Source organism: Massilia forsythiae (assembly GCF_012849555.1).
GTDB classification, from domain to species: Bacteria; Pseudomonadota; Gammaproteobacteria; order Burkholderiales; family Burkholderiaceae_D; genus Telluria; species Telluria forsythiae.
In genome coordinates this window covers 26,160-47,184 of record NZ_CP051685.1, presented here as the reverse complement: position 1 = coordinate 47,184, position 21,025 = coordinate 26,160, and the positions used below count along the sequence as shown (strand labels likewise).

Annotated in this window: 13 protein-coding genes and 1 other RNA gene; 9 read left to right on the top strand and 5 right to left on the bottom strand. The window is 68.6% G+C overall.

All coding sequences use genetic code 11. The annotated features are described in order from the left end of the window. Nucleotides 1–476: 476 nt before the first annotated feature. From ubiD to HH212_RS00245, 8 genes are all read left to right on the top strand, one after another. Nucleotides 477–1,961 (top strand): 4-hydroxy-3-polyprenylbenzoate decarboxylase, encoded by a 1,485-nt coding sequence (gene ubiD / locus HH212_RS00280; RefSeq protein ID WP_169433565.1) that lies wholly within the window; start codon nucleotides 477–479, stop codon nucleotides 1,959–1,961. Nucleotides 1,962–2,358: 397 nt separating this feature from the next. Further along, nucleotides 2,359–2,457: signal recognition particle sRNA small type (ffs, locus tag HH212_RS00275), an RNA gene on the top strand. Nucleotides 2,458–2,779: 322 nt separating this feature from the next. Continuing rightward, nucleotides 2,780–4,300, top strand: a complete 1,521-nt coding sequence (locus tag HH212_RS00270) for a methyl-accepting chemotaxis protein (RefSeq protein WP_229217484.1) — start codon at nucleotides 2,780–2,782, stop codon at nucleotides 4,298–4,300. 70 nt (nucleotides 4,301–4,370) lie between these two features. Further along, on the top strand, nucleotides 4,371–6,716 hold the full coding sequence (locus HH212_RS00265; RefSeq protein ID WP_169433564.1) for a DNA polymerase III subunit gamma/tau: 2,346 nt from the start codon (nucleotides 4,371–4,373) through the stop codon (nucleotides 6,714–6,716). Nucleotides 6,717–6,816: 100 nt separating this feature from the next. Then, complete coding sequence (locus HH212_RS00260) at nucleotides 6,817–7,143, top strand: YbaB/EbfC family nucleoid-associated protein (protein WP_169433563.1); 327 nt, start codon at nucleotides 6,817–6,819, stop codon at nucleotides 7,141–7,143. Nucleotides 7,144–7,158: 15 nt separating this feature from the next. Beyond that, nucleotides 7,159–7,749: a recombination mediator RecR gene (gene recR, locus HH212_RS00255; RefSeq protein ID WP_169433562.1), complete on the top strand. Its 591-nt coding sequence runs from the start codon at nucleotides 7,159–7,161 to the stop codon at nucleotides 7,747–7,749. Between the two features lie 116 nt (nucleotides 7,750–7,865). Further along, nucleotides 7,866–9,032: a glycosyltransferase gene (locus HH212_RS00250; protein ID WP_169433561.1), complete on the top strand. Its 1,167-nt coding sequence runs from the start codon at nucleotides 7,866–7,868 to the stop codon at nucleotides 9,030–9,032. Further along, on the top strand, nucleotides 9,019–9,879 hold the full coding sequence (locus HH212_RS00245; protein ID WP_229217483.1) for a DUF2334 domain-containing protein: 861 nt from the start codon (nucleotides 9,019–9,021) through the stop codon (nucleotides 9,877–9,879). Before HH212_RS00250 ends, HH212_RS00245 begins: the two co-directional genes overlap by 14 nt. Nucleotides 9,880–10,036: 157 nt before the next feature. Here HH212_RS00245 and HH212_RS00240 read toward each other — a convergent pair whose 3' ends face one another. Beyond that, nucleotides 10,037–10,324, bottom strand: a complete 288-nt coding sequence (locus HH212_RS00240; RefSeq protein WP_229217482.1) for a hypothetical protein — start codon at nucleotides 10,322–10,324, stop codon at nucleotides 10,037–10,039. A 265-nt stretch (nucleotides 10,325–10,589) separates the two neighbouring features. Here HH212_RS00240 and HH212_RS00235 point away from each other — a divergent pair, with 265 nt between their 5' ends. Next, nucleotides 10,590–13,013, top strand: coding sequence for a penicillin acylase family protein (locus HH212_RS00235; RefSeq protein ID WP_169433560.1), 2,424 nt, complete (start codon nucleotides 10,590–10,592; stop codon nucleotides 13,011–13,013). Nucleotides 13,014–13,256: 243 nt separating this feature from the next. On the opposite strand, the gene HH212_RS00230 is transcribed toward HH212_RS00235, so the two are convergent. The 4 genes from HH212_RS00230 to HH212_RS00215 all read right to left on the bottom strand — a co-directional run bounded on the left by HH212_RS00230 (nucleotide 13,257) and on the right by HH212_RS00215 (nucleotide 20,906). Beyond that, nucleotides 13,257–15,467, bottom strand: a complete 2,211-nt coding sequence (locus HH212_RS00230; protein WP_169433559.1) for a putative bifunctional diguanylate cyclase/phosphodiesterase — start codon at nucleotides 15,465–15,467, stop codon at nucleotides 13,257–13,259. Nucleotide 15,468: 1 nt separating this feature from the next. Next, nucleotides 15,469–18,450, bottom strand: coding sequence for a hybrid sensor histidine kinase/response regulator (locus HH212_RS00225; protein ID WP_169433558.1), 2,982 nt, complete (start codon nucleotides 18,448–18,450; stop codon nucleotides 15,469–15,471). A 186-nt stretch (nucleotides 18,451–18,636) separates the two neighbouring features. Next, nucleotides 18,637–18,834, bottom strand: a complete 198-nt coding sequence (locus tag HH212_RS00220) for a YbdD/YjiX family protein (protein WP_170205164.1) — start codon at nucleotides 18,832–18,834, stop codon at nucleotides 18,637–18,639. Further along, nucleotides 18,834–20,906 carry a carbon starvation CstA family protein gene (locus HH212_RS00215; RefSeq protein WP_169433557.1) on the bottom strand — a complete coding sequence of 691 codons (2,073 nt, stop codon included), beginning with the start codon at nucleotides 20,904–20,906 and terminating at the stop codon, nucleotides 18,834–18,836. The genes HH212_RS00220 and HH212_RS00215 overlap by 1 nt, the downstream gene beginning before the upstream one ends. Nucleotides 20,907–21,025: the final 119 nt, after the last annotated feature.

Genomic DNA, 21,025 nt, shown 5'->3' with positions numbered 1-21,025 from the left:
TGGATCATCGTTTCTCCTTTGTCGCGGACAAAGCGATATCTGCGCGGCGCGAAGCGCTGCGTCAAAAGATACCGTTGCCGTGCATCAGAAACCGTCTGTCGCCGCTCGCAGCGGTCGACCAACGCCGTCATTGCTTGCTAGAGCTGGGCCGCGCTGCGATGGAGGCGCCCAGTGGCTTGCAACTGTCTCGGGGTTCGGTTGGGCAGACGCCCAGGGAAAACACTCCTACAATGTCGTTGGGGCCCCGACCCCGTGAAAGAATGAGACCGGCTAGAATCACGTCCTGGACGGGCCTGCCTCACTTGATTACGGCGGATTGTAGAAGCTGGTTTATATCAAGTCAATACTAGCACTTTAGCGTTCTATAACTTTTAGATCTAAAGGAGGCATCGTAGCTCATCAATTCCTTGGCAAATCAACTACTTGCCTTAAGTTGTTGTCTAACCTCAAAAGATGTAAAAAAGAATTAAAAAGTGATGAACTATTCAGATTTACGTGATTTTATTGTCAATTTGCAAGAAATTGGCGAATTAAAACGGATTTCCTTGCCGGTCTCGCCCAATCTGGAAATGACCGAGGTGTGCGACCGCACCCTGCGCGCCGGCGGCCCGGCGCTGCTGTTCGAGAATCCGACCGGCCATACCATCCCGGTGCTGGGCAACCTGTTCGGCACGCCGCGCCGGGTGGCGCTGGGGATGGGCGCGGACGACGTGAGCGAATTGCGCCGCATCGGCCACGTGCTGGCACGCTTGAAAGAGCCGGAGCCGCCCAAGGGATTCAAGGACATCGTCGGCATGGGCTCGCTCGTCAAGGCGGTGTGGGACATGGCTCCCAAGGAAATCAAGGGCGCGCCGTGCCAGGAAATCGTCTGGGAAGGCAAGGATGTCGACCTGGGCCGGCTGCCGATCCAGCATTGCTGGCCGGGCGACGTCGCACCCCTGATCACCTGGGGGCTGGTGATCACCAAGGGGCCGCACAAGAAGCGCCAGAACCTGGGCATCTACCGCCAGCAGGTGCTGGGGCCGAACAAGGTGATCATGCGCTGGCTGGCGCACCGCGGCGGCGCGCTGGATTTCCGCGAGCACTGCATCGCCAATCCGGGGCAGCCGTATCCGGTCGCGGTGGCGCTCGGCGCCGATCCGGCCACCATCCTGGGGGCGGTGACGCCGGTGCCGGATACCTTGTCCGAATACCAGTTCGCCGGCCTGCTGCGCGGCCAGCGTACCGTGCTGACCAAGGCCATCGGCAGCGAACTGCGGGTGCCGGCCGGCGCCGAGATCGTACTCGAAGGGAATATCTATCCGGACGAAACGCATCCGTCCGGCTTCGAGCATGCGCTGGAAGGGCCGTACGGCGACCATACCGGCTACTACAACGAGCAGGACTGGTTCCCGGTATTCACCATCGACCGCATCACCATGCGGCGCGACCCGATCTACCACTCGACCTATACCGGCAAGCCGCCGGACGAGCCGGCCGTGCTGGGCGTGGCGCTGAACGAAGTCTTCATTCCGCTGCTGCAGAAGCAGTTTACGGAAATCACCGACTTCTACCTGCCGCCGGAAGGTTGCAGCTACCGCATGGCCGTGGTGCAGATGAAGAAGCAGTACGCCGGCCATGCCAAGCGCGTGATGTTCGGGGTGTGGAGCTTCCTGCGGCAGTTCATGTACACCAAGTTCATCGTGGTGGTGGACGAGGACGTCGACGTGCGCGACTGGAAGGAAGTGATCTGGGCCATCACCACGCGCGTCGATCCGACCCGCGATACGGTGTTAGTGGACAATACGCCGATCGACTACCTCGATTTCGCCTCGCCGGTCAGCGGCCTCGGCAGCAAGATGGGCATCGACGCCACCAACAAGTGGCCGGGCGAGACCGACCGCGAGTGGGGCGTGCCGATCGCCATGACGCCGGAAGTCAAGGCGCGTGTCGACGGGATCTGGCAGCAGCTGGGCCTGTAGCTTGCCTACGATACCTATCTATATAGTATGCAGGTAGGGTGGACGGGGGCGCCTAGCTGGCTCTGCCGTCCACGCGGTGATCGTCAGCTGCAGGATCACCCGGCGACATGGCGCAACCGATATCGATCGACGCATGGACGGCAAACCCGCCTCGCCGGCCATGTCCACCCTGCACGATCGTCGGCATTTAGAACCTATCTCAGTAGTCCGGAGTCGCTACTGGCGCGCCTGCCAAACAGGTGCTGCGCTGCTCGTCCTTGCATGGCTCGCCATGCGGCGTCCTCACGCCTTGCCCCTGCTTGCCATGCATCGCCATTAGCTTTCCCCTGCCTACTGAGATAGGTTCTTAGCGGTTGCCGGTTTGCCTGGCGCCGCCCGGTCGGTTATAATGTGCGCTGGCGGGCCCCTGCGCATTGCGGCATGGTTTACCTGGTCAGGTCGGGAACGAAGCAGCCAAAGCCGTTCACCGCAAGTGCCGCAGATCAGGCTCGCCTACTTTCCCTCTCTCCGCTCGAACTCCCTTCCGCATTTGTCTTTCGGGATGCATATCCGGTGAATTCGTCTCGTCCGCTCGTTCGATACAGTTTTTTTTCCACGGTTCGTGCACCAGTCGCACCGCCTATTTGAAACGATCGGCATGTCGACGCCGTACGCACAGCGCATGTTTGCCGCAAATTCGTCAAATTTTGGCTAAAGATTCTGGAACAAAAGTTTCTTTTAGTAAAAAAATCTGGTTTCTCGTTATCTGATACAGTGTTGTAATGACAGGGAATTGACGAAATTCCCGATTCGACTGCAATCAGACCGACGAGCGCCCCGTGTCCAATCCCGCCATCCGCCACATTCTCGAGCTGCACCACCGCAGCGCCGACCGCCTCATGATCTGGATCCTGTGGGGATTGTGGCTGGTGTCGCTGGGCCTGGCGCCCTTGTACGATACCTGGCAGTGGGCTTTCATGGTCGGCCTGCCGGCGGCGGCGCTGCCGAGCGCGCTGTTGCTGTGCGGCGGCGCCGGCCGGCCGGCGCGCGTGCTGGTCGGCGTGGCCTTCATGGTGTTTTCTGCCTTGCACATCCACCAGGCAGCCGGCCGCACCGAAGCCCATTTCGGTATCTTCGTGCTGCTGGCCTTCCTGCTGTGCTACCGCGACCTTATGGTGATCGGCACCGCGGCCGCCGTCGTGGCCCTGCACCATCTCGCCTTCAACCGCCTGCAGGAGTTGGGATTTCCCACCTGGTGCCTGTCGCGGCCCGGCATCGGCATCGTGCTGGTGCATGCCGCCTACGTGGTGGTCGAGACCGCGGTGCTGTGCTACCTGGCGCGCATGCTGGCGCGCCAGGCCTTGCAGGCCGCTGAATTGCAGGTGGCGGTGCAGGCCATGACCGCGCAGCCGGACGCCATCGATCTGCGTCCCGGCGCCTTTCCGGCCAGCAGCCGCAGCGCCCGCAGCCTGGATGCGGTCATGCGCACGCTGCAGCGGACCCTGGCCAGCGTGCAGGACAACGTCGGCCTGACCGAGGCCGCCTCGGGGCGCATCGTGCACGACAATGCCGCGCTGGCGCGCCATGCCGAACTGCAGGGCGCATCGATCCGCGCCACGCTGGAGACGATGTCGGCGCTGACCGCCAACGTCCGCCGCAATGCCGAGCATGCGCAGCGCGCCGACGGGCTGGCCGGCGCCGCGGCCGGGGTGGCGGTGCGCGGCGGCGCCGCGGTGGGGCGGGTGGTCGACACCATGCAGGCCATCGATGCGTCGTCGCGCAGGATCGTCGACATCATCGGTGTCATCGACGGCATTGCGTTCCAGACCAATCTGCTGGCGCTGAATGCCGCGGTGGAGGCGGCCCGCGCCGGCGAGCAGGGGCGCGGCTTCGGCGTGGTGGCGGGCGAAGTCCGCAGCCTGGCCCAGCGCGCCGCTGCGGCGGCGGCCGAGATCAAGGCGCTGATCGGCGAATCGGTGGCGCAGGTGACGGCGGGCAGCAGCCTGGTGCGCGATGCCGGCGCCACGATGGACGAGGTGGTGGCCAGCGTGCGCCGCGTATCGAGCGTGATCGCCGAGATCAGCGCCGCCAGCGCCGAGCAGGCGCGCGAGGTGGCCGAGATCGGCGGCGCCATCTCGGCGATGGACGATGCGACACGGCAAAGCAGTGCGCGCGTCGACGATGCCGCCGAAGCGGCTGTTGCGCTGCAGGCACACGCGGCCGAGCTGGCGCGGGCGGTGCGCGTGTTCCTGGTCGCACCCGCTGCCGCCGTCACCGGCGCCGCTGGCGTGGTACCGGTCCCGGCCCTGACCGACGCCCCCTGGCTGGATGGCGGCGTCGCTGCTCCCGGACTTTCCTGATTGAAACCAGGCGCATCCGGGCGCCACGCCCGAGTGTTCGCGGACAGTCAACTGCGGTAAAATCGAGGGCATGTCCTATCAAGTCCTCGCCCGCAAATACCGTCCCCGCAATTTCGACACGCTGGTCGGCCAGGAGCACGTGGTCCGTGCCCTGACCCATGCGCTGCGCACCGGACGCCTGCACCACGCCTACCTGTTCACCGGCACGCGCGGGGTGGGCAAGACCACGCTGTCGCGCATCCTGGCCAAGTCGCTCAACTGCGTCGGGCCGGACGGCAACGGCAACATCACGGCCGAGCCCTGCGGCCAGTGCGAGCCGTGCCGCGCGATCGATGCCGGCCGTTTCGTCGACTACGTCGAGATGGACGCCGCTTCCAACCGCGGCGTGGACGAGATGGCCCAGCTGCTGGAACAGGCGGTGTACGCACCCAGCAACGCGCGCTTCAAGGTCTACATGATCGACGAGGTGCACATGCTGACCAACCACGCCTTCAACGCCATGCTGAAGACGCTGGAAGAGCCGCCCGAGCACGTGAAATTCATCCTGGCGACCACCGATCCGCAAAAGATCCCGGTGACGGTGTTGTCGCGTTGCCTGCAGTTCAACCTCAAGCAGATGCCGCCCGGCCACATCGTCGGCCACCTGGAAAACATCCTGGGCCAGGAAGACGTCGGCTTCGAGCAGCCGGCGCTGCGCCTGCTGGCCCAGGGCGCGCACGGTTCGATGCGCGACGCGCTGTCGCTGACCGACCAGGCCATCGCTTACGCCGCCGGCGCGGTCACGCTGGAAGCGGTGCAGGGCATGCTGGGCGCGCTCGACCAATCCTACCTGGTGCGCCTGCTGGACGCGCTGGCGCGCCAGGACGGCGCCGACCTGATGGCGGTGGCCGACGAGATGGCCAGCCGCAGCCTGTCCTACAACGGCGCGCTGCAGGACCTGGGCACGCTGCTGCACCGCATCGCGCTGGCGCAGACGGTGCCGGCGGCGCTGCCGGACAACTTGCCGGAACTGGCCGACATCCAGCGCCTGGCAACCGAGTTCGACCCGCAGGAAGTGCAGCTGTATTACCAGATCGCCGTGCACGGCCGCAACGAGATCGGCCTGGCGCCGGACGAGTACGCCGGCTTCACCATGACGCTGCTGCGCATGCTGGCGTTCCGCCCGGGGCAGGGCGGGTCCGAGCAGGTGGCGGCCCCGGCGCCGGCGGCGCTTGCGCGTCCGTTGCCGGCCGGCGGCGGGGCGCCGGCCGGGCGCGCTGCGGCAGCCGCTGCGGCTGCGGGCACAACGGCGGCGGGCACAACGGCGCCGCCGGCCGCGCCGGGCCGTCCGGCTGCTACGCAGTCGTTGCCGGCGCAGGCGGCCGTGCCGCCGGCGCCGCCGTCCCCACCGGCCGCTGCCGCACCTTCGCTGGCCCAGCAGGGCGCAGCTGCGGCGCCGGCCATGACCTCGGCGCGCGCCGCCATCAATGCCGCGCTGGAAGCGGCGCGCGCGGCGTCGCGCAATCCGGGCGGCGCGCGCCGTGCGGCGCCGGCGGCGGCCGACAGTCCGCCGGCGGGTGCACAGGCGCCGTCGCAGCCGTCCGCAGCGGCACCGGCCGTACCGTCCGCGCCATCCGCACCTTCGGCGCCGTGGGACAATGGCCCGGGCGGCGCCGGCCGGCCGGCCGTGGCGCAGGGCGCCGCCGCTGCGGCCAACGGCCAGCGCGACGGCGGCATGCGTCCGCAAGCGCAGCCGCAGGCGGCAAGCCGGGCGCCGGTGCAGGGCCAGCAGCGCGGCCAGGCCCAGTACCAGCAACAGCCACAGCCACAGGCGCGCTCTCAGGATACGCAGGACTACGGCCAGGCGCTGGCCGACGACGAGCCGCCGGCCTGGGTGATGGAGTTTTCCGAAGACACGGCGGTGGCGCTGGACGCGCCCGCCGTGCAGGCCGCGCCATCCGCCGCGCCGGTGCGCGCCGCCGAAGCGGCCAGGGCGGCGCAGCAGGCGCCGTATGCCTACGTGATCGTGCCGGTGGCGGCGATCGGCTGGGACGGCAACTGGCCGGCGCTGGCCGCCACCCTGGCGCTGCGCGGCGTGTCGCAGCAGCTGGCGCTGCAGACCGAACTGGTCGAATGCGTGGCCGACGCCGGCGCCGCCACCTTCCGACTGCGCGTGCCGGTCGACACCCTGCGCGCCAGCGGCAACAGCGAAAAACTGTGCGCCGTCCTGCAGGAGCGCTTCCCGGCGGTGCGCGTGAACGTCGACACCGAGATCGGCCCGGTGTGGTACACCGCCGGCGCCGAAGCCAAGGCGCGCCGCGAACGCCTGCAGCGCGAAGCCGAGGACACGGTCGAGCGCGATCCGTTCGTGCAGGACATGGCACGCACCTTCGACGCGTTCGTGGTGCCCGGTTCGGTGCGCCCGATTGCATCCTGAGCGCGCGATCGAAACGGCCGGGCCTGTCCCGGCAGCGCCATGCGCCTGGACGGCTGCGCATGGATTGACGTACCATCCGACTTTTTTTGGGAGAACCACCATGATGAAGAACCAGCTCGCAGGCATGATGAAGCAGGTGCAGTCCATGCAGGACAACATGAAGAAGGCGCAGGAAGAGCTGGCCCTGGTCGAAGTCGAAGGCCAGTCGGGCGCCGGCCTGGTCAAGGTCGTGATGACCTGCAAGAACGACGTCAAGCGCGTCACCATCGACCCGTCGCTGCTGGGCGACGACCGCGACATGCTGGAAGACCTGGTCGCCGCTGCCTTCAACGACGCCATGCGCAAGGCCGAGACCACGACCCAGGAAAAGATGAGCGGCCTGACCGCCGGCCTGCCGATCCCGCCGGGCTTCAAGATGCCGTTCTGACGGCCGGGAATCCGCATGTCCAGATCGCTCGACTTCCTGACCGAGGCCCTGCGCCGCCTGCCGGGCGTCGGTCCGAAGTCGGCGCAGCGCATGGCTTTTCACTTGTTGCAGCACGACCGCGAGGGCGCGGCCATGCTGTCGCGCGCGCTGTACCAGGCGGTCGATGCGGTGCATCACTGCGCCATGTGCAATACCTTTTCCGAGACCGAGGTGTGCGAGCTGTGCTCGGACACGGCGCGCGACCGCGCCCTGCTGTGCGTGGTCGAGACCCCGGCCGACCAGGTCATGATCGAGCAGACCCTGACGTATAAAGGCCTGTATTTCGTGCTGATGGGACGCCTGTCGCCGCTGGACGGTATCGGTCCCAAGGACCTGCACCTGGAAAAGCTGGTGGGGCGCGCCACCGATGGCCTGGTCGATGAAGTGGTGCTGGCCACCAATTTCACCAACGAAGGCGAAGCCACTGCCCACTACGTCAGCGAAATGCTCAAGGCGCGCGGGCTGAAGGTGAGCCGGCTGGCGCGCGGCGTGCCGGTGGGCGGCGAACTCGAATACGTGGATGCGGGCACCATCGCGCGCGCCATGCTCGACCGTCGGGACGCCTGAGCGCCCGGCAACGCCTTCATGGCGCTCCAGTAGTGGCTGATGGATACGGTTGACGGTACGCAAACTGCATACCGCTTCCACTGCTATCGTGGGTCCGACCTCCACCGGACCCCAGCATGCACCTTGTCGACATCACGATGTTCTACGCTGCCGAAGGCGGCGGCGTCAGCACCTACCTGAATGCCAAGGCCGCCTGGCTGGCGCGGCGGCGCCACGCGCACGGCGCGGCATTCCGGCACACGATCATGAGTCCCAACGTGGAAACCTGCGGCTACACCGTGCCGGCGCTGGTGCGCATCCCGGCCGCCGGGCTGCCCGGCTTCCACGGCTACCGCATGCCGCTGACGGTGGGCGCGCCGGCGCGCCTGCTGGCCGCCGCCCGCCCCGACCTGGTGGAGGCGGGCGACGCCGGCCACTGCGCCTGGGCTGCGCTGCGGCTGCGCCGCCGCCACGACATCCCGGCGGTGGCGTTCTACCACTCCGACCTGCCGCGCCTGGTGCAGCCGCGCCTCGGCGACTGGATCGCGCGCGGCGCCTGCCGCTACCTGGCCAACTTGTACCGCCAGTTCGACCTGGTGCTGGCGCCCAGCCGCGTCATGGTGCAGCAGCTGGAGGCGATCGGCGTGCATGGCGCAGTGCACCAGCCGCTCGGCATCGACAGCGGCGTATTCCACCCGCGCCGGCGCGACGCCGCGCTGCGTCGGCGACTCGGCCTGCGCGACGGCACGCGCCTGCTGGTCTACGCCGGCCGCGTGACGCCGGAAAAAAAGCTCGGGGTGCTGGCCGAGGCGGTGCGCAAGCTGGGCGGACGCTATCACCTGCTGCTGGTCGGCGCAGGGGGCGCCGCCGGTTCGGCCCTGCCGGCGGGATCCAACATCTCCCGACTGCCGTTTGAGCGCGACCAGCGCCGCCTGGCGGCCCTGCTGGCCGGCTGCGACGTGCTGGTGCATCCGGGCGATTGCGAGACCTTCGGCCTGATCGTGCTGGAAGCCATGGCCTGCGGCCTGCCGGTGGTGGCCGCCAACGGCGGCGGCGTGGCCGAGCTGGTGGACGGCGACACCGGTATCCTGGCCGAGCCGAACAGCCCGGACAGCCTGGCCGGCGCGATCGAGGCGGTCTACGCGCGCGACTTGGGCCGGATCGGCCTGGCGGCGCGGCGCAAAGCGGTCGAGCACTACGACTGGGAACGCATCCTGCCGCAAGTGCTGGGCCGCTATGCCGGCCTGCTGGCGGGATACCGGCACGCCTTGCCGCCGCCGGAGCGCGTCTGTGTCACGGACTGAGAACGCGGATGGCGTGCGCGTGGCGTCGCCGGTTCCCGCGCCGCGCTGGCTGTGCGTGTCGATCCACGACGTGGCGCCGGCCACCTGGGACGAGTGCATGCGGCTGGCGCAAGCGCTGCGCGCCGTGGCCGACATCCCGCTGACCTGGCTGGTGGTGCCGCATTATCACTTGCGGCCCGAACGGTCCCCCGTCATGGAAGCCGGGTTGGATGCGGCGCTCGGGCGCGGCGACGAATTGTGCCTGCACGGGTTCAGCCATCTGGACGGCGCCGGCAATGGCGCCGGCATGGGCAGCGGCGACCGCGTGCGCGGCATGCGCGCCGTCGGCGATTACCTGCTGCGCAACGTGTACACGCGCCGCGAAGGCGAGTTCGCGGCGCTGGACGAGGCCGAGGCGCGGCGCCGCATCGAACTCGGCCGGGCCTGGTTCGCCGCACGCGGCTGGACGCCCGCCGGCTTCGTGCCGCCGGCCTGGCTGCTGGGGCAGGGTGCCTGGCGCGCGCTGCGCGGGTCCGGCTTCGCCTACGTCACCACCTTCGCGCATTTCCATTGCCTGCGGAGTACCGGGGGCAGGCCGGCGCCGCCAGAGCCGCTGTGGTCGCCTTCGCTGGTGTATGCGGCGCGCAACCGCGGCGGCCGGCTGCTGTCGCCGCGCGTCGCCGACGCCACCGCGGCCCTGCTGGCGCACAGGCCGCTGGTGCGTTTCAGCCTGCATCCGCCGGACGTGCGCCATCCGGCGCTGGTACGGCACATGCAGCGCCTGCTGGCTCGGCTGCTGGCGCGGCGCGAGGCGATGACCAAGGCCGAATGCGCGCGCCGGCTGGATGCGTGCCGGGCTGGCATGTGATGCGCTCCACCAGCGCGCTGCCGTCGATGCCGATCGTAACGCCAACGCCACCAACGCCACCAACGCCGCTAACGCCGCCAACCCCGCCAATATCGCCAATATCGCCAATGCCGCCAATGCCGCCGTGGGTGTACGGTACACGCCGCGGCGCCATTTCCTACCAGCGGCCCCACCAGCCGCCATGCCAGGGTTCCGGCCCCCAGGCCGAGTAATAGCCCGGGTAGGCGCCGTAGCGCGGCAGCTCATCCCGCGTGCTGAGCTGGATGATGCAGTGGCGCCATGGATCGGAGCCGGCGGTATAGCCGAGACGGCTGCACGCGGGGCCATACACCACCATCATCTGCTCGACCTCGGCCTGCTTGCGCGCGGCGCGCTCCTGCGGTGTGCTGCAGCCGGACAGCAGCACCAGCGATAACAGCAACATCAGCGATAGCACTGAACGCATGGCAAGCTCCCGGCAATTGACAGGCAGGCGCACTGCACCAGCGCAAACGCACGGCACCGACGCCCGGCGCCGACGCCCGGTGCCTATGCGCCACGCGAATGCCCGGCGCCTATGCGACCCTGTCCCAGCATAAGACAGGGTGACGAGTGTTCCTCAACGTCCCTCAAACGAGCCGGCGGAACCAAATCGTGTGCCACCTGTCGTGGTAGTCGCCCGCACATGGTTTTTCTGGCAATATGCGCATCTTTCGGCGTGGGAGAAGCACATGCGAAGTGGACGCAAGCGTGGTTGGACGGTCTGGGCACGGCGCCTGCCGGCATTGCTGATCGGCCTGGCGGCGCTGGCGCTGCTGGGCGGCTGGCTGACCCTGCGCGCCAGCCTTCCCGTGCTGGAAGGCCGGCGCCATTCGCCGCTGCTGGCGGCGTCGGTGACGGTGGCGCGCGACGCGGATGGGGTGCCCGCCATCAGCGGCGCCAACCGCCTCGACCTGGCTTATGCCACCGGTTTCGTGCACGGGCAGGAACGCTTCTTCCAGATGGACCTGCTGCGCCGCAGCGCCGCCGGCGAGCTGGCCGAGCTGTTCGGGCCGAAGGCGCTGCCGCTCGACCGCGCGCACCGTCTGCATCGTTTTCGCGCCCGCGCCCAGGTTGCGCTGCAGCGATTGAGCCCGCAAGAGCGCGGCTTCATCGAGCGCTATGTCGCCGGCGTCAACGATGGCCTCGACGCGCTCGGTGCGCGCCCGTTCGAATACCTGCTGAGCGGCGCCGCGCCGCGCCGCTGGAGCGCGGCCGACTCGCTGCTGGTGATCTGGGCGATGTATTTCGATTTACAGGGTAACCAGGAACCGCGCGAACTGGCACGCGGCTGGCTGATGGACAAGCTCGACGCCGACCAGCGCGCCTTCCTGTTGCCGTCATCGAGCCGCTGGGACGCGCCGCTGGATGCACCGGGCATCGCGCAGGCGCCGGCGCCGATCCCCGCGTCCGCGCCGGCCTGGTGGACCGGGGGCGCGGCGGCGCCGGCGCGCCAGGTGGCCGGCATCGGCTTCACCGACGCGGTCGGCAGCAACAATTACGCGCTGGCCGGCACCCGCACCGCCAGCGGCGCGGCGATCGTCTCCGACGACATGCACCTCGGCCTGCAATTGCCGAACATCTGGTACCGGCTGGCGCTGCATTATCCGGACGCGCAGGGCCGGCAACGGCGCGTGGTCGGCGTCACCCTGCCGGGCGCGCCGCCCACCGTCATCGTCGGCAGCAACGGCGACCTGGCCTGGGCCTTCACCAACAGCTACGCCGACACGCTCGACCTGGTCCGTCTGCAGGAAGACCCCGCGCATCCGGGCCAGGTGCGCACACCCAGCGGCTGGGAGACGCCGGCGGAGCACGCGGAAACCATCCTGGTCAAGGGCCAGCCGGCGCAGCGCCTGCTGGTGCGCGAGACCAGCCTGGGACCGATCCGCGACGCCGGCGGCGCACGCTACGCGGTGCACTGGGTCGCGCACGATCCCGCCGCGGTCAACCTGCACCACCTGCGCCTGGAGCGCGCCGCCACGCTCGAGGAGGGCCTGGCGGCGGCCGCCGACGACGGCATTCCGGCCCAGAACATCGTGCTGGGCGACACCCGCGGCAACATCGGCTGGACCGTCGCCGGCGCGCTGCCGGACCGCGCCGCCCTGCGCGGCCAGGACAGCGGCGCCGTGTCGTTTCCGCTGGCGTACGATGGCGGCGCGCCGACCTGGAACGGATTGCTGGCGCCCGCCGCGCATCCGCACTTGATCAATCCGCCCGGCGGCCAGCTGGTGACCGCCAACAGCCGCCAGCTGGCCGGGGCCGGCGCCGAACTGCTGGGCGACGCCGGCTTCGACCTCGGCGCCCGCGCGCGCCAGCTGGGCGAGCGGGTGCGCAGCCTGGGTGCCAGGGCCGACGTGGCCGCGGCCTTCCGCGCCTGCCTCGACGACCGCGCCCTGTACGTGGACGGCTGGCGCACGCGCGCGCTCGGCGTGCTCGACGAGGCCGCGCTGGCGGGCCACCCGCAGCGCGCCGCATTCCGGCGCCTGCTGCTGGCCGGCTGGGATGGCCACGCCAGCGTGGGTTCGGTCGGCTACCGCCTGGCGCAGCAATGGCGCTGGTCGCTGCACGATGTGCTGTTCGCCGGCGCCAACGCGCAGATGGGCGCGCTCGATCCCAAGGCGAGCATGCTGGCCGCGACCTCGCGCTGGGGTGACGTGGTCGAGCGCCTGCTGGATGCGCGTCCGCCGGCCTGGCTGCCGCGCGGCTACCGCGACTGGCGCGCCGTCGAGCTGGCGGCGATCGACCGCACCATCGCCGAGCTGACGGCCGACGGCACGCCGCTGGCGCAGGCCACCTGGGGACGGCGCAACACGGCGGCGATCGCGCACCCGTTCACGATGGCGTTGCCGTTCCTGACGCGCTGGCTGGGCGCGCCGCCGGACCAGTTGCCGGGCGACGCCAACATGCCGCGCGTGGCCGGACCGAAGTTCGGTCAGTCGGAACGGATGACGGTGTCGCCGGGACGCGAGGAAGAGGGCCTGTTCGACATGCCGGGCGGGCAGAGCGGGCATCCGCTGTCGCCGTTCTTCCTGCGCGGCCACGAGGCGTGGGTGAAGGGGGAAGCCAGGCCGCTGTTGCCGGGGGCGGCGCAATACACGCTGGTATTCACCAAGTAGAAGCTGCGTCAGCTCGAACGACTGTGCTTGTTCGATGCAATTGCAGGCACCAACGTTGTTCCATGCACGGCCTTATGAACGTCGTCCCCGGCCTTGGCGGCCCCCTTGGCGGGGACCCATGCTGAGTTTTAAGCATTGCGAATGCTAGCGACTTCGTTCAGCTACGTATGGGTCCCCGCCAAGGGGGCCGCCAAGGCCGGGGACGACGTTATGCGCGCACCACGAGCTTTGCGCACCCAGCCATCACTTGGCCGACAACGGCAACCAGATCTTCGGCGTCGCCTGCAGCATCCCGGTCACCGAATCCGCCGGCGCCGGCCGCCCCAGGTAAAAGCCCTGGACCAGGTCGCAGCCGTATTCTTCCAGCATGACGAGCTGCTCGCCGGTCTCCACGCCCTCGGCCACCACCACCATCTTCAGGCCGTGCGCCATGGCGATGATGGCGCGCGTGATGGCGGCGTTCTCGGAATCCTGCGGCAGGCCGCTGATGAAGCTGCGGTCGATCTTCAGCGCACGCACGTCGAAGCGTTTCAGGTAGTTCATCGACGAATAGCCGGTGCCGAAGTCGTCGATCGACAGGTACACGCCGATGCCGCGCAGCTGCTCCAGCGTGGCCAGGGTCGCCTTGGCGTCGTCCATCAGCGTGCCTTCGGTCAGCTCGAGTTCGAGCAGGCGCGGATCGAGGCCGGTGTCGTGCAGGGCAGAGAGCACGATCTGGCTCAGGTTCTCGTCCTTGAACTGCTTGGCCGACAGGTTCACCGCCACCCGCAGCGGACGCCGGCCCGGGCGCTGCCAGATGCGCGCCTGGTTGCAGGCCGTGCGCAGCACCCATTCGCCGATCGGCACGATCAGGCCGGTCTCTTCGGCCAGCGGGATGAACTCGGTCGGCGAGACCACGCCGCGCTCGGCGTGGCGCCAGCGGATCAGCGCCTCGACGCCGACGATCTCGTTCGAGCGCACGTCCAGCTGCGGCTGGTACAGCAGGTACAGCTCGTCGTTCTGCAGCGCCTTGCGCAGGCCGACTTCCAGCTTCACGTGGCTCATGATCTGCATCGTCAGCGACGACGAATACAGCTTGGCGTTGTTCTTGCCGCAGTTCTTGGCGTGGTACATCGCGGTGTCGGCGAACTTCAGCAGCGAGTTGCAATCGTCGCCGTCTTCCGGGAACAGCGAAATGCCGATGCTGGCGGTCACAAAAATCTCGTTGCCCTCGATGAGGAAAGGCCGGCGCATCGCATCTTTTACGCGGTGGGCGACGTTGAGCGCATATTCGACGCGATCCAGGTCGGGGATCAGGATCGTGAATTCGTCGCCGCCCAGGCGCGCCAGGTTGGTGCCCTGGCGCGCCTCCAGGCTGGACTCCGATCCTTTGCGCGCGCCGGTGTCGACCCGCAGGCCGGTATCCACGCGCGATAGCATGTCGCTCGGCCGGATGGTCTCGCGCAGGCGCTCCGACACCAGCTGCAGCAGCTGGTCGCCGACGTTGTGGCCGAGCGTGTCGTTGATGCGCTTGAACGCGTCCAGGTCCATGAACAGCACCGCGAACTTGCGGTTGCCGACCTTCGAGCGCTGCAGCTCGCGTTCCAGCATCTCCAGGAAAGCCTGGCGGTTGGGGATGCCGGTCAGGCTGTCGCAATAGGCCAGGCGCCGGATCTGCTCTTCCGCGCGCTTGCGCTCGCTGATGTCGCGCACCAGTCCCAGCACCTCCGAAGGTCCGGTGGCCACCAGGCGCGCCTCGAAGTGCTGCGGCTCGCCGAAGCGCACCAGTTCGTACTCGACCGAGCGCACCTGCTGCACCTCGAGCGCCATCTCGACCTGTTCCAGCATGCGCTCGGCGATCTCGTCCGGCAGCACGTCGGCGATGTGCTTGCCGACGCAATCGGCGGCCGGGAAGGTGTCGCGCAGGCCGTGGCCGCCACGGCCGGGATGGTCGCGGCCGGGTTCGTAGTCGAGGTAGATGCCCTCGCGCGACATGCGGAAGAAGCTGTCGGGAATGGCCGCCAGCACGGCGCGGTTCTGGGCGTCGGCGATGCGCAGGCGCACGATGGCGTCGCTGGCGCGCAGCACGTACAGCACGCGGTGGCCCAGGATCGGCCAGTTGATCGGCTTCGAGACGAAGTCGGTGGCGCCGGCCTCGTAGGCGTTGGTGACCGCTTCCAGGTCGTCGCCGCCGGTGACCATCACGATCGGGACGGTGGTGCCGTTGGCGGCGTCGCGGATCGCGCGGCAGGCGGCGAAGCCGTCCATGTTGGGCATCTCGATGTCCATCAGGATCAGGTCCGGCGAGTGCTCGCGCGCCATGCGCACGGCCTGCACGCCGTCCTCGGCCTCGATGCCGGCCAGGCCGACGCCGTCGAGCATCTCCAGCATCAACAGCCGCATCACCGGATCGTCGTCGGCGACCAGCACGACTGCGGGCTGGTTGGCGCGCTTGGTGGAATAGGGGGCTGGCATGTCAGGTTTCCTTCTCGAGGATGGCGGTGAGCGAATGGCGGACCGACTGGAATTCGTGCTCCATGTCGGTCAGGATCGCGTCGGCGCCTTCGGTGGTGTCGGTGCGGCCGAGGTGTTCCAGGTCCTTGCACAGCGCCGCCAGGACGTCGGCGCCGACGTTTGCGCTGGCCGATTTCAGCGTGTGCGCGATGCGCCGCACGTTGCCGGTGTCGAGGCCGTCGATGGCGCGGCGCAGGGTGCGCAGCTGCTGCGGGGTGTCGTCGACGTACACCGACACCACCTTCTGCACCAGCGCGTCGCCGCGTTCGCGCGACAGCATGCGGATCTTTTCCAGCGCGCCGCGGTTGATGACGTCGCGCTGGATCACCTCGACCGACTCGGGCGGCAGGCGCGGCGGGGCGTCGTCGTGGTGCACGCTGCCGGCCAGCGGCAGCGCCATCCAGCGCCCCAGCACGGCCGCCAGTTCTTGCTGGGTGAAGGGCTTGGACAGGTAGTCGTCCATGCCGGCGGCGAGGCAGGCCTCGCGGTCACCCTGCAAGGCGTTGGCGGTGATGGCGATGATCGGCAAGATCCGGCCGTGCCCGGCTTCGCGCTCGTCGCGGCGGATGGTGGCGGTGGCGGCGAAGCCGTCCATCACCGGCATCTGGCAATCCATCAGCACGGCGTCGTAGTGATCGTCGGGCGTGTCGCGCAGCGCCTGCAGCGCCTGCTCGCCGTTGTGCACGGCGTCCACGCGCAGGTCGAGGCTTTCCAGCATGGCGCGGGCGACTTCGATGTTGACCGGGTTGTCCTCGGCCAGCAGCACGCGGCGCACGCGCTGCAGGTCGTCGTCGCGCACCAGCGGCGCGGACGGCACGAAGCGCGCCGCCGGCGCCACCTGGCCGCGCGGCCGGGTCGCCAGGCAGGCGAACAGGTCGGCCGCGCGCGCCGGCTTGATCAGCTGGTAGGCGACGCCGGCCTGGCGCCGCTGCACCGGGTCGGCGGCCAGCTTCTCGGGGCTGAGCAGGATCAGGCGCGTGGCGCGCGTGCCGGCGTTGCCCTTGATGCCGGCGGCCAGCAGCAGGCCGCTGGTGTGTTCCAGCTCCATGTCGAGCAGGGCGGCGTCGTAGGGACGGCCGTCGCGCGCCGCCTCGTGCAGGCGCTCGCGCGCCTCGTCCGCGCTCTCGGCGCCGTCGCATTCGACGCGCCAGGCCGCCAGGTGGCGCTCCAGGCCGATGCGGCTGCCCTCGCGCTCGTCCACCACCAGCACGCGCAAACCGTCGATGGTGTGCTGGTGGTCGCCCGGCGCGTCCGGGTCGACGCGGCGCTTGTCGAAGGCCACCGTGAACCAGAACACCGTGCCCTGGGTGACCGTGCCCTGGCTCAGCGCGTTTTCCACGCCGATCGCGCCGCCCATCAGTTCCACCAGCAGCTTCGAGATCGCCAGGCCCAGGCCGGTGCCGCCGTACTTGCGCGTGGTCGAGTCGTCGGCCTGCGAAAAGGCGTCGAAGATGCGTCCGCGCGCCTCGCGCGAGATGCCGATGCCGGTGTCGTGCACCTCGAAGCGCAGCATCACCGCCTGGTTGTCCTCGCTGGCGATGCGCACCGTGGCCAGGATGCGGCCCTGCTCGGTGAACTTGATGGCGTTGCCGAGCAGGTTGGCCATGATCTGGCGCAGCCGGTTCGGGTCGCCGCAGATCGCCACCGGGATGTCGTTGGCGATGTCGAAGTGCAGCAGGATGCCCTTGGCCTCGGCCTGCGGCGTGTACACGGTGTGGATGTCGTCCAGCAGGTCCCACAGGTTGAAGTTGATGTACTCGACCGTCAGCTTGCCGGCCTCGATCTTGGAAAAGTCGAGGATGTCGTTGATGATCACCAGCAGGTGCTCGCCGGATTGCTTGACCAGGCGCGTGTAGTTGCGCTGGGTGTCGCTGAGCTCGGTCCCGAGCAGCATTTCCGTCATGCCGAGCACGCCGTTCATCGGGGTGCGGATCTCGTGGCTCATGGTGGCCAGGAAGGCGCTCTTCGCGCGGCTGGCCGCCTCGGCCGCGTTCTTGGCCTTTTCCAGCTGTTCGGTGCGTACCCCGACCTGGCGCTCCAGTTCGTCGCGGTGGTGGGTCAGCGCCTGGCCGCGGCCCTCGACCTGGGCCAGCATGTTGTTGAAGCTGTCGATCAGCGTGCCCAGTTCGTCGGTGCGCTGGTGGGCGATGCGCAGCGTGTAGTTCTGGCTGGCCGACACCTTTTGCGCGGCATTGATCAGTTTCGCCACCGGGTCGGCGATGTTGCGCCGCACGCGCCGCGCCAGCACCAGGGCCGTGCCCAGCGCCACCATCATGGCCGCCCCCATCACGCTCAGCGCGCGCAGCAGGTCGAGCCATACCGGCACCTGGTCGGCCTCGATCATGACCAGGCCGGCGGGGACAGCGGCGTCGCCGGCGCCCTTGTCCTCACCGTCGTCGGCCCCGGCCGCGCGATACACGCGCATCGCCGGCAGCCAGGCGCGGCCGCCGGCGAGATTGGCCTCGAGCAGCGCCTCGCGGTCGAACGGCGGTGCCGGCGGCAGCGCGGCGCCGCCGGCGCCGGTGGCGAGGGACGCGCCGTCGTCGGCATCCCTGGCCGGGGCCGCGCGGCGACCGGCCTTGCGCTCCGGCTCGCGTTTCGGCAGCGCCGCTTGCGCAAATACCGGCGCCGCCTGGCCCGGGCGCCAGTCGGCGAACGGCCGGCCATTGCGGTCGTACAGTACCGCCAGCGTGACGTTGTCCTGCTCGCGCAGCGTGGCCAGCACCTGGAAGGCCAGGCGGCGGTCCTTCGATCGCAGGGCGTCCAGGCTGTTGGCCGAGACCACGCCGGCCAGCGTCGCCAGTTGCAGGCGCTGCGCCTGCAGGTGGCCCAGCACCGAGGTCACGGCGAATGCCAGGTAGGCGACCAGCAGGGCGCTGGCCGCCGCCGTCAGGCAGATGCCGGTCAATTTCTGGTTAAGGCTGGAACGCGCGAATTTCGGCATGGTCGGGCCGCTCGGGCAGGCTGTGCTGCGAACGAGCCCTTCGGACAGGGCTCACCGTGAAGAAATAAATTCCTACAGGAAAGAACTATAGGGGAGGCATCCGGCGCTGCATTTGCGCGATGTCAAAAGCGGCGGACGCAATAAAAAAGGGACGCACCTGCGTCCCTTTACTCCGTTACGTCCGATTCAGCAACAACCGCCGCGCTTGCCGCTGCCGTAGCGCGCCTCCTGGCGCTCGCGGAAGAATTCCTCGTAGCTCATCATCGGCTCGCCCGGATGGGTCTTTTCCCTATGCGCCACGTAGGTGTCGTACTCGGGCAGGCCGACCATCAGGCGCATGCTCTGTCCGAGATAGCGGCCGGCCTGTGCCAGGGCGCCGAGCATCATTGCACCTCGGCCACGGCCGGCGCCTGCTGCACGTACGGGGTTTCCTGCACGCTCGGGCGGGCCGACTGGCGCGCCGCCAGCGCGGTGCGGATGCCGTACACCACCACCGCCAGCACCACCAGCATGAAGAAGCCGCACAGCGCCGCGTCGACGTAGTCGTTGAAGATGATGCGGCCCATCTGGTCGAGCGACTTGGCCGGCGCCAGCACCTGCCCGCCGTCGAGCGCGGCCTGGAACTTGCGGGCGTGCGCCACGAAGCCGATCTTGACGTTCTCGTGGAAGATCTTCTGCCAGCCGGCGGTGAGGGTGCAGATCAGCAGCCAGATGGTGGGCACGATGGTGACCCAGGCGTACTGGCTGCGCTTCATCTTGAACAGCACCACGGTGCCCAGCGTCAGCGCGATACCGGCCAGCATCTGGTTGGCGATGCCGAACAGCGGCCACAGGGTGTTGATGCCGCCCAGCGGATCGACCACGCCCTGGTACAGGAAGTAGCCCCAGGCCGCCACGCACAGGCCGGTGGCGATCAGGTTGGCCGGCAGCGAATCGGTGCGCTTGAACGACGGGGCGAAGGCGCCCAGCAGGTCTTGCAGCATGAAGCGTCCGGCGCGGGTGCCGGCGTCGACCGCGGTGAGGATGAACAGCGCCTCGAACAGGATCGCGAAGTGGTACCAGAACGCCATCATGGCCTTGCCGCCGACCACGTTGGACAGGATGTGCGCCATGCCCACCGCCAGCGTCGGGGCGCCGCCGGCGCGCGAGATGATGGTGTGTTCGCCGACATCCCTGGCGATCTGGGTCAGCGCTTCCGGCGTGATCACGAAGCCCCAGTTGGACACCGCGGCGGCCGCGCTCTGGGCGGTGGTGCCGAGGACCGCGGCCGGGCTGTTCATGGCGAAGTACACGCCCGGGTCGATGGTCGATGCCGCCACCAGCGCCATGATGGCGACGAAGGATTCCATCAGCATGCCGCCGTAGCCGATGAAGCGGGCGTGGCTCTCGTTCTCGATCATCTTGGGCGTGGTGCCCGACGAGATCAATGCGTGGAAACCGGACACCGCGCCGCAGGCGATGGTGATGAACAGGAACGGGAACAGCGAGCCGGACCAGGCCGGGCCGCTGCCGTCGATGAAGCGGGTGATCGACGGCATCTGCAGTTGCGGGGCCACGAACACGATGCCCAGCGCCAGCGCCACGATGGTGCCGATCTTGAGGAAGGTGGACAAGTAATCGCGCGGCGCCAGCAGCAGCCACACCGGGATGACGGAAGCGACGAAGCCGTAGCCGATCAGCATCCAGGTCAGCTGGGTGCCGGTGAACGTGAAGGCGGCGCCCCAGGTGGGCGAATCGTGCACCCACTGGCCGCCGACGATGGCCAGCATCAGCAGCACGAAGCCGATCAGCGACACTTCGCCGATGCGGCCGACGCGGATGTAGCGCGAATACACGCCCATGAACAGGGCGATCGGGATGGTCGCCATCACGGTGAACGAGCCCCAAGGCGAGCCGGTCAGCGCCTTCACCACGATCAGCGCGAGCACCGCCAGGATGATCACCATGATCATGAAGGTGCCGAACAGCGCGATCACGCCGGGGATTTCGCCCATTTCCGACTTGATCAGGTCGCCCAGCGAGCGGCCGTCGCGGCGCATCGACATGAACAGCACGATGAAATCCTGCACCGCGCCGGCGAACACCACGCCGGCCAGGATCCACAGCATGCCGGGCAGGTAGCCCATCTGCGCGGCCAGCACCGGACCCACCAGCGGGCCGGCGCCGGCGATCGCGGCGAAGTGGTGGCCGAACAGCACGTAGCGGTTGGTCGGCACATAGTCAAGGCCGTCGTTGTACTTGTAGGCCGGGGTCTGGCGTTTCGGGTCCAGGCCGAACACTTTATCCGCGATGTACAGGCTGTAGAAGCGGTAGGCGATCAGGTAGACGCAGACCGCCGCCATGACGACCCAGACCGCATTGATGGTTTCGCCGCGCTTCAGGGCGACGTAGCCGAGCGACCCGGCGCCCACGAGCGATAGCGCGACCCAGCCGAGACGGCTTGTCAAACGATTCATTGTGCTCCTCCATTGTAGTTTTGTACTCCGGTGAGTATCTTGCACCGCCTGGCCGGCAACAAGCGCATGATTACGCAGCCGCCTACGTAGTCCTGCGTAGGCGGCTGCCCTTACCGCAC